Source organism: Cupriavidus sp. 8B, assembly GCF_054589115.1.
Genome location: NZ_BAAILO010000259.1, coordinates 47,004 through 56,729, shown reverse-complemented (window position 1 = coordinate 56,729; position 9,726 = coordinate 47,004). Strand labels below are relative to the sequence as shown.

Sequence of the window (9,726 nt, the reverse complement as noted above, 5' to 3'; positions counted from 1 at the left end):
GGCGGCGCCGCCGGCGCCCACAGGTTGGGCACCAGCGCGTTGGAATAGCCAGATACGAACGGCTTGGTGGCGCCGCTGGCGGCGTCATACACATGGCGCTGGATGCGGCCGATGTTGCCGCCATACAAATGCACGCTGATCGACACCCGGTCGTCATGCGCATTGCGCACGCGGTGCACATCGCCCAGCGTTGGCGAGACCGCGGCCACCTGGCCGGCGCTCAGCAGCACGGCATCGCCATCTTCCACCAGCCTGCCGCCTTCCACGCGGTAGTGCTGGTCCACCTCGGCGCCGCGCAGCATGCCGATCAGGCCCCACACCGTGTGGTCGTGCACGGGCGTTTGCTGGCCCGGCCCCCAGACGAAGCTGACCAGCGAAAAACGATCGAGCGGATCGCCGTAGAGCAGGTGCTGCTGGTAGTAGACCGGATGCGGTAGCGCCATGGCCTCAGGCAGCCAGTCGTCGTGCGCCACCAGTTCGGCCAGTGCGGCGCTGGCTTGCACCAGGATGGCGGACTCGCTGCTGCCCTCGCGCTCTGCCTGCGTGACCACACGGCTGATGGCGGCAACGAACTCGCGCAGCCGATCGATGTTGCCAGTCTTGTCGCTCATGATGATTCCTTTATCTTTACGCGGGGTCTTGTTCCGTGCCTGCGCCGCCCGCCTGGTAGCGGGCACGCACGGCGGCATTGTGCTCGCCCAGCGCCGGCGGGTCGCGGCGGATCGGCAAGCCCAGGCCGTCGAAGCGCAGCGGCGAGGCGAAGGTGCGCGTCTGGTGGCCACCAGGCAGCGTGAGCGGGCGCACCCACTCCATATGCGCCACCTGCGGATCGTCCAGCGCGGCGGCATAGTCGTTGATGCGCGCATGCGGCACGCCGGCGGCATTGAAGGCGGCAATCCAGTGCTCCACGCCAGCGGTGGCAAAGCGCTCCTCCAGCAGGATCTTCAGCGCGGCCTGGTTGGCCGCGCGGTCGCGCGTGGTGGCAAAGCGCGCGTCCTGCGCCAGCGCGGGCAGTTCCACCACGCGTACCACTTCGAGCCACAGTTTCTGGTTGCCCGCGGCGATGGCAAAGTAGCCATCGGCGGCCTGGAACGCCTGGTAGGGCGCGTTGCGCGGATGGGCGGAGCCCAGCTTGGCCGGGCTCCTGCCGGTGCCGAAGTACTCGCTGGTCTGCAACGCGGCGATGCCTAGCGTGCAGCCGTACATCGGCACATCGATATGCGCGCCAGCGCCGCCGGCCCGCACCCGGGCGAGCGCGCTGGCAATGGCAAAGGCGCCGTACAGCCCCGACGCGAAGTCGGCCAGCGGCACGCCGCATTTCACCGGCGCGCCATCGGGCTCGCCGGTCACGCTCATCACGCCGGCGGCAGCCTGGATGGTCAGGTCGAACCCGCCCTCGCCCGCGCGCGGGCCGCTCTGGCCGTAGGCGGACACCGAGCAATACACCAGCCCCGGCTTTTGCTCGCGAAAGCTGGCGTAGCCCAGCCCGAGCCTGTCCATCACGCCGGGGCGGTTGTTCTCGATCACCACGTCGGCATCCAGGATCAGCGCGCGCGCCAGCGCCACGTCGGCAGCGTCCTTCAGGTTGAGCGCCACCGACTCCTTGTTGCGGTTCAGCGATGCGAAATTCTCCGAGAAGCCATCGGATAGCGGCGGCCACTGCCGTAAGGTGTCGCCCTCGGGCGCTTCCACCTTGATCACCTCGGCGCCCATATCGGCCAGCAGCATGCCGCAAAAGGGGCCGGCGGCAACGGTGCAGAATTCCACGACCCGCACGCCTTGCAGCGGCAGGTCCTGGTGGTCGAGATCACGCATGGGAAGCATCCACGGGAAACGAGAAAGGGGCGGCGCAGTGAATCAGCCATCCTCCTGGGAAGGCTGCCGGCCGCGATGCGATGATTATAGGGAGCTGCAAAATACGATACTATCGTTCCACATTTGAGAACAGATAGGCGCTGTCCGAATAGGATCTGCGCATAAGATCTGCGCATAAAATGGCCGCATAGAGCACAAACATCGATGAACAACACCTTGATCAAGGGCCTCGGCGTGATTGAGTTGCTGGCGCACAGCGACCGCCCGCTGGGCCTCACCGAGATCGCCGCCCACCTGGGCCTGGCCAAGAGCAATGTGCACCGGCTGCTGCAAGCGCTGACGGAGCTGCACTATGTGATCCGCGACGCCTCCGGCACCGGCTACAGCGCGTCCATCAAGCTATGGGAGCTGGGCTCGGCCGTGCTCTCGCGGCTGGACCTGCGCCGCCATGCCGAGGCGTGGATGGACAAGCTGATGCACGCCAGCGGCGAGAGCGTGCACCTGTCCGTGCTGGACCGCGCCGAGGTGGTCTACGTGCACAAGATCGACAGCCCCAACCCCGTGCGCGCCTACACCCAGATCGGCGGCCGGGCGCTGGCGCACTGCGTGGCCACCGGCAAGGCGATGCTGGCCTTCCAGCCGGACACCGCCCTACAGCGCATGTGCACCACGCTGGCGCCGTCCACGCCCAACAGCATCGTCGAGCCCGAGCGATTCCTGCAGGAGATGGCCAAGGTGCGCAAGCTGGGCTATGCGGTCAACCGCGGCGAGTGGCGGGAGACGGTCTACGGCGTGGCCGCACCGATCAGCGACGGCAACGGGCACGTCATCGCCGCCATCGGGCTGTCGGGGCCCGCGGAGCGCTTCAAGCCGCACAAGATCAAGGGCTTTGCCGCGCTGGTGCTGAACGCGGCCACGGAGATCTCCGATGGCCTGGGCGGCGGCAACCGGCACAATGCGCTGGCGCTGGCTACGCGCAGCATGGTGGCGATGCGGCGCGGCTGAGCTTGCCTGCTGCCTGCCTGTTGCCTACCTGTTGCGCCTGCTATTGCCTGACCGCCTGGCATCCGGATCCGTCAGGCCGGGAGTCCGCTTGCGCCGTGGTGGATGCCTGGACGCGCTGCAATGCATCGATGGAATGGGCAGCAAGCGTGCCGACCTGCTCCAGCCACGCCGCCTCCGCCGGCCATCTGCCTTGATCCACCGCCGGGTAGACCTGCCGCACGAATCGATGCAAGGCGCTGGCCCCGATATTGCCGCTCACGCCGAGCAGATTGTGCAGCCGTTGTTGCGCGCCATCGAGGTTCTCCTGCGACACATCGGTGCGGAGCTGCTCGACCAGCGTACGAATGCGATCGATGCAGGGCACCAGCGATTCCTCCAGCAAGGCCAGCGCCTTCAGTTCCGCGAGGCGACGGCCGTCAAGCAGGTCTGCCGCCACCGGGCCATTGTGCTCGATGACAACGATGCCCGAGGCTTGGAGATTATTCGCAGGGCTGGATTCGCCATTCGCGGCGCGCCGTTGCCAATGCCGGCCGAGCTGGAAGTAAAGCGACTCGGCAACGACAGGCTTGGCAAGGACATCGCTGATGCCTGCCGCCAGGCAGGCGCGGACAACGCTTTCGTCCACATGTCCGGTCAGCGCAAGGATGGGCATGTCGCGACATGCCTGCGACCGCCCGCGGATGGCCTTCGCGGTGTCGATGCCGCTCAAGCCGGGCATATGGATATCCAGCACGATGGCATCGATGCCGTCATGCTCGCCCAGCCGGGACAACACCTCTACCCCGTGCTCCGCTTCCACCACCGTGATGCCCCGGCGCTCCAGATGCGCCTTGGTGACCAGCCGGCTATAGGTATCATCGTCGGCCACGAGCACCGTCTTGGCGCTGAGCGTATCGGCGCCACCGCTGTGCAATGCCTCGAAGCCACGCTCGACGATGCCTTGCAAGGCCGTCAACAGTTCCAGCGGGCCAATGGACCTGCTCAGTACCGCTTCAACGCCGGCCTTGCGCAATTTGAGCCGCGCCATGTGGGGTGGCTCGGACGTATAGGCCACGATGATGGCGCCGCGATTCACCGCGCCGGGCGTGGCGCGCATCCTGTCGGCCGTTGCGTAGCCGTCCAGCACCGGCATATTGATGTCGAGGAGCACCAGGTCATAGGGGACCGAGCGCAGCTTCTCCAGCGCCGCCTGGCCATTCTCGGCCTCTTCCACTTGCGCGCCCACCTGCGACAGCACGCGGCGCGTGCTGTCGCGCAGATCGCGATCGTCATCGACCAGCAGGATGCGCGCGTTTCGCAGTGCCACCGCGGCGCGCTGCACCGTCGCCTTTTCGTGATCGGCAAGCTCGGCGGGCGACACGGCCGGAAACGTCAGGGTGAACTCGGTGAACTGGCCCGCTTGGGACTGGCAGGCGATGTCCCCGCCAAAGGCGTGCATCGCGCGCCGGCAGTAAGCCAGGCCAAGCCCGGTGCCGCCCGACTTTCCGGACGTGCGAAATGGCTCGAACAAGTGAGGCAGGATGTCGGCCGGGACGCCAGGCCCGGTATCCCGAACCAGCACTGAGGGCTGATCCACCGTGATGCTGAGCGTGGCGTCGGGACGCAAAGGGAAGTAATAGAGCGCGTTCTTGATGAGGTTGAACAACACGAACAGGAAGACCGCTTCGTCCCCCTTGAAGGTGAAGTCCTTGCGCACAATCAGCTTGACCCTGTTGCGCTCCGCGTCGCTGCCGAAGCCGTACTCCTCCACGGCCTTGAGCGCGGCGCCGGAGGCCGTCAGGTAGCCGAACTGATCCGACCGGATGGGTTTCCCGCTCACCTCGTCCATGGTCATGGCCACGATCCGCAGCCCCCGCTCGATGGAGAGTTGCCCCTGGGCGAGATGGCGATGCACCGTCGCGGCATTCTCGTTGGACAGCACCGGCGCGGGCGTGGAATCCGTGACTTCGGGCAGCGCATTTTCCACGCCATCCAGGACCAGCTTCAATTGCCCCAGCGGGCTGCGCATCTCATGGGCGATCGAGCCGGCCAGGCTCTGCAGCGCCTTGTTCCTCTCCACAACGATGCGCCCTTTGCTGATGGCGTGGCTAAAAGCCATGCTGCACAGGGTCACCACCGGAAGCAATGCCAGGTTGGCCTGGTCGACCGCGCTCACCACCAGGCCGGCGGGCGACGTCAAGACGGCCGCGAGCGTGGCGCCGAGCAAGCCAAGGGCGATACAGACCAGGACCAGGAGCGGCGTGTTGATGCACAGCGCCAGGATGAAGATCATCATGACTTCCGTCATCATCCACATGGTGGAAAACCCGTTCCTGATGGTCAGGAAGGTACAGGCAAAGGGCAGCACGTAGATCAGGCAGAAATGCCAGTAGACGAGCAGATGCGCCTCGTAGCGCTTGGGCCAGCGGTCCTGCAGGATCAGGGGTATGCACAGCGCCGCCGCGCTTAGGCGCAGCGGCAGATTATCGTAGGGCTGGGGCAGTACGTAGGTCCAGACCACGTAATAGATGGGGTGGCACAGGAGGCCGAGTATGCCGCCCCACCGAATTGCAAAGCGACTGCGTTCGAGCATATCCCGCGTCGATTCACGCAATACATTCATCAGGCCTCCGGATGCCGTTTATGACCCAATCAATTCCTGGCTGCCAGGCTGGCTTGCGACCAAGGGAACCGGCGTGCCGTTCTTGCCGAAAAAGGGCCCCACCGAGAAATCGTATTTCTTCAATAAGCCGTGAGTATAGGAGACTGACCAGACCGGAGGACTACCGACGATGAAATCGGTGGCCATGCCTTCCTGCCATGCCACATATCCTTCCGCGAAGCAAGTATAACAATCGCGCGTACTGGGCAGCCTGAAGGGAAATGCGGTATTCAGGCCTTCGGGTCCGCGGGCAAAACACTCGATATAGAGCGTTTTGCCGCGCGAAGCGAGTTCCGCCTCGACGCTGGCGGCCCGGGGATGCGAATCGTCGATCCAGAATTGCGCGCGCGCCAGGTCCGAAGCCGTGAGATAAGGCAGGCTGGTGCTGCTGGTGAGGATGGCGCCGTCAAACTGTGGCAAGGCGGTATCCGGCCGGAAGGTATGCACCGAAACCCTGCATTTTCCCAGCAGGTCGGAGGACAGGAGTTCCGTGGCTTGCGCCGTGAGCAGGTTCGCCTTGTCGGGCAGGTCGATCAGCACCAGTTCCTTCGGCGCGTTCTTGTAGAGCAGGTATTTGGCAACGGTCGTGCCCAGGCGGCCTGCCGCACCGAACAGGGCGATCTTGGCATTGCCGAACTCCAGGGAGACCTCGTTGCAGCAATGCATGGCCCAATCCTTCAGCATGGCCGCCGTCGCGGCGTGGCCGGTGGTGATATGGGGCGGCTTGACCGGGCGCGGCAAGGCCCCGTAGTTGCAGGCGTAAGGCGTGGATGCGCCCATGGCTACCATGGATAAGCCCGCCCGCCTTGCCAGTTCGAGCGCGGGGAAGAACTGGGTTTCCCGGAACCGCTTGATGCCGCTCGGGCTGCCCAGCCAGAGTTCAAGCGGCACCGGGCAGGCGATATTGGCACCAATTAGCTGCGAGCCGGAATAAATCGGTGAGGCAATGAACGGCGGCGTTCTCCAAAGCGCTTCTTCGAACTCGGCGCTTCTTTGCCGGACATTATGAAATGAAAACGATAATGTCTCCCAATCGGTCGCATGGAACAAGAAGCCGACGCCGCCCTGTCCCCGCGGCAAGTTATCGCGGATTTCCTCGGGGCTGATCGTGTGCTTGAGAACGAGTGGAGCGGGCGCGGCGGGAGCCAGGTAAGTGTCTATTCCCGTGCTGTCAAAAAAACGCATTGCCATTGATTATCCTTTTACTGTTGGGCGAAATGAAGATCGGGCGCCGGAGTGGTGGTGCCCGCCTCAACTGTAAAGAATAGTGTTTGCTTCGGTGACCGGTTGGCGCAAAACGCGTCCGCGGCGCCGCCCTCCCCTGCTCACCCCGCTCGCCCCGCTCAAACCCGCCCGTCGATCCGTCTCCCGCGGTTTGGCTATCAGGGCACCCGCCATCAGGAAATCGCATGCCACCTCACGAAATTGTCATAGCCAATGGGCCCCAAGTTGCGCCACTACGCGGTCGCGTCTTCTCCTCCAGGTACTTTCCGGAGAGAAGACGAGCGGGCTGAGCCTGGGCATCACCCATATTTTCTGAGCCGGAGAATCAGAACCAGCAGTGTCTTTTGCGTCACTTGGCTAAGGCACTCCGTCCGTCCTGACCGTCCGTCCTGACACACCAGAGCCCGCCGATGCACAAAACCGGCCGACGCGTTAAGCTTGCGGTTTGGCCACCGCGCCCAGGCGCGGCATCCCCCACCGCGGCGGCACCCGCTGCGCTTGTCGCACGCAACCTTCTTCAGGAGAAAGGCATGTACCAGGATCTCGCCCTCTACATCGACGGGGAATTCGTCAAGGGAGGGGATCGACGCGAGCAAGACGTCATCAACCCCGCCACCCAGGAACTGCTGGGCAAGCTGCCGCATGCCAACCGCGGCGATCTGGACCGCGCTCTCGCCGCCGCGCAGCGCGCCTTTGAAAGCTGGAAGAAGACCTCGCCGCTGGAGCGCTCCAAGATCCTGCGCCGCGTGGCGGAGCTGACCCGCGAGCGCGCCAAGGAGATCGGCCGCAACATCACGCTGGACCAGGGCAAGCCGCTGGCCGAAGCCATCGGCGAAGTCATGATCTGCGCCGAGCACGCCGAATGGCATGCCGAGGAATGCCGCCGCATCTACGGCCGCGTGATCCCGCCGCGCCAGCCCAATGTGCGCCAGATCGTGGTGCGCGAGCCGATTGGCGTGTGCGCTGCCTTTACGCCGTGGAACTTCCCGTTCAACCAGGCGATCCGCAAGATGGTCTCGGCCATCGGCGCCGGCTGTACGCTGATCCTGAAGGGCCCGGAAGATTCGCCCAGCGCGGTGGTGGCGCTGGCCCAGCTGTTCCACGATGCAGGCCTGCCCCCGGGCGTGCTGAACATCGTCTGGGGCGTGCCGGGCGAGATCTCCACCTACCTGATCGAATCGCCGATCGTGCGCAAGATCTCCTTCACGGGTTCCGTGCCGGTGGGCAAGCAGCTGGCCGCGCTGGCCGGCGCCCACATGAAGCGCGTGACCATGGAGCTGGGCGGGCACTCGCCGGTACTGGTGTTCGACGACGCTGACATCGAGCCGGCAGCCGAAATGCTGGCGCGCTTCAAGCTGCGCAATGCCGGCCAGGTGTGCGTGTCGCCCACGCGCTTCTACGTGCAGGAAAAAGCCTACGACAAGTTCCTCGCGCGCTTCACTGAAGTGATCGGCTCGATCAAGGTCGGCGATGGCCTGGACGACGGGACCCAGATGGGCCCGCTGGCGCACGAGCGCCGCATCGCCTCGATGGAGCAGTTCCTGGACGACGCCAATCATCGCGGCGGCAAGGTGGTGGCCGGCGGCAAGCGCATCGGCGACAAGGGCTTCTTCTTTGCCCCCACTGTGGTGACCGACCTGCCCGACGACGCCAAGCTGATGGTCGACGAGCCCTTCGGCCCGGTGGCGCCGGTGACGCGCTTCAAGGACGTGGAAGAAGTGCTGCGTCGCGCGAACAGCCTGCCGTTCGGCCTGGCCTCGTATGTGTTCACCAACTCGCTGAAGACCGCAACGGTGGTGTCCAACGGCCTGGAGGCCGGCATGGTCAATATCAACCATTTCGGCATGGCATTGGCCGAGACGCCGTTCGGCGGCATCAAGGATTCCGGCATCGGCAGCGAAGGCGGCCTGGAAACCTTCGATGGCTACCTGGTGACCAAGTTCATCACGCAGGTCTGATGTACCGTCCTGGCCGGGCACCCGCCCGGCCAGAACGCAAGTAGACAGAGATGGCGAGCGATCAGGCCCGCCACGAATCAAGCCAGGCCTGTTTCCTATTTCCCCCGGGCCTTGTGGTAGTCCTCGGCAAAGTCCTTCCACTGCGCCTGCGCCATCTCGCAGCCATGCCGCGCCAGCCGCAGCACCGGCGCGCGCCAGCGCGAGCCGGCAGCGAACTCCTGCAATTGCTCGATGCGATCGGCGGCTTCATGTCCGCAGCCGCGCAAGTGCGCCCAGGCCGCCGAGCGTGCCATCGTGAGAAGCACTACGTTCAGGCTAGCGCGATCTGTGTGAGGTCCAAGGTTGACCCGGTCGGCCGTGGGCTGCAGGCTCTTGACGATGTAGGACGGGTCTCCCGGCCCGCCACCCATCGCCACCGCCGAGAGCAGCGCGGGCGAAGCCGCCTGCATGGCGTGCTGGATATGCGCCACGCGCGACGCATCGGTGCCCCAGGCGGGTTGCGCGCCATATGGCAAGCCTTGCCAGGCGCTGGGCGCGGCGCGCTTGATGTCGACGAGGCGCTGGGCGGTGGGTGTGCCCGGCGCATGCGCGAGCACCACGTAGCGCTCCAGCCCCAGGCTGCCCACGCCCGCCACCCGCCGCGCAGCGTCGTCGGCCACGAACTGGCCGTGATGGGACTGCCGCGTGAACTCGCGCAGGATGGCGGCGGCGCGCTTGCGCTCGCCCTTGAGCGGGGCCAGCGCATGGATGTTGTCGACCAGCAGGCGCCGTTTCCCGCCACGCCGCACGGTGCGCGCCGCCAGGACCTCGCCGCGGCGACGGCGTTTGACACGGCGCAGCAGCGTCGCCACCATGCCGGTGGCGGTGGCGCGCTCCACCCAGCGCGGCTTGCCGCTGGCCAGCACCGCCGCGTAGGTATCGAGCATGTGCTCGGCGCCCGCGCGCGCGTCGGCATCCGACAGGCCGAGCTGCGGCGCCGCGATCATCAGGCTGGACAGCAGGCGCACCAGGTCCACCGTCAGCGGCGCGACCATCGCGTCGTCGAAGTCGTTCAGATCAAAATACACCAGGCCGTTGTCACCC

General features: G+C 65.6%; 7 protein-coding genes. 2 read left to right on the top strand and 5 right to left on the bottom strand.

Features of this window, described 5'->3' with window-relative positions:
• A partial coding sequence (locus ACYP5B_RS25960) for a cysteine dioxygenase family protein (protein WP_459571605.1) occupies positions 1 to 611 on the bottom strand: 611 nt, incomplete at its 3' end.
• Positions 612 to 627: 16 nt separating this feature from the next.
• The gene (locus ACYP5B_RS25955; RefSeq protein WP_459571604.1) at positions 628 to 1,815 is read right to left on the bottom strand and encodes a CaiB/BaiF CoA transferase family protein; all 1,188 of its coding nucleotides are present in this window, start codon (positions 1,813 to 1,815) and stop codon (positions 628 to 630) included.
• A 204-nt stretch (positions 1,816 to 2,019) separates the two neighbouring features.
• On the opposite strand from ACYP5B_RS25955, the gene ACYP5B_RS25950 reads away from it, so the two are divergent.
• Positions 2,020 to 2,820, top strand: coding sequence for an IclR family transcriptional regulator (locus ACYP5B_RS25950; protein WP_400094073.1), 801 nt, complete (start codon positions 2,020 to 2,022; stop codon positions 2,818 to 2,820).
• 40 nt (positions 2,821 to 2,860) lie between these two features.
• Here ACYP5B_RS25950 and ACYP5B_RS25945 read toward each other — a convergent pair whose 3' ends face one another.
• On the bottom strand, positions 2,861 to 5,422 hold the full coding sequence (locus tag ACYP5B_RS25945; protein ID WP_459571603.1) for an ATP-binding response regulator: 2,562 nt from the start codon (positions 5,420 to 5,422) through the stop codon (positions 2,861 to 2,863).
• Positions 5,423 to 5,440: 18 nt separating this feature from the next.
• Positions 5,441 to 6,646 carry a hypothetical protein gene (locus ACYP5B_RS25940; protein ID WP_459571619.1) on the bottom strand — a complete coding sequence of 402 codons (1,206 nt, stop codon included), beginning with the start codon at positions 6,644 to 6,646 and terminating at the stop codon, positions 5,441 to 5,443.
• Between the two features lie 569 nt (positions 6,647 to 7,215).
• On the opposite strand from ACYP5B_RS25940, the gene ACYP5B_RS25935 reads away from it, so the two are divergent.
• The gene (locus ACYP5B_RS25935; protein WP_318231664.1) at positions 7,216 to 8,643 is read left to right on the top strand and encodes an NAD-dependent succinate-semialdehyde dehydrogenase; all 1,428 of its coding nucleotides are present in this window, start codon (positions 7,216 to 7,218) and stop codon (positions 8,641 to 8,643) included.
• A gap of 95 nt (positions 8,644 to 8,738) precedes the next feature.
• Here ACYP5B_RS25935 and ACYP5B_RS25930 read toward each other — a convergent pair.
• Positions 8,739 to 9,726 (bottom strand): DUF2252 family protein (locus ACYP5B_RS25930; RefSeq protein ID WP_459571602.1); only part of this gene is annotated, 988 nt, incomplete at its 5' end.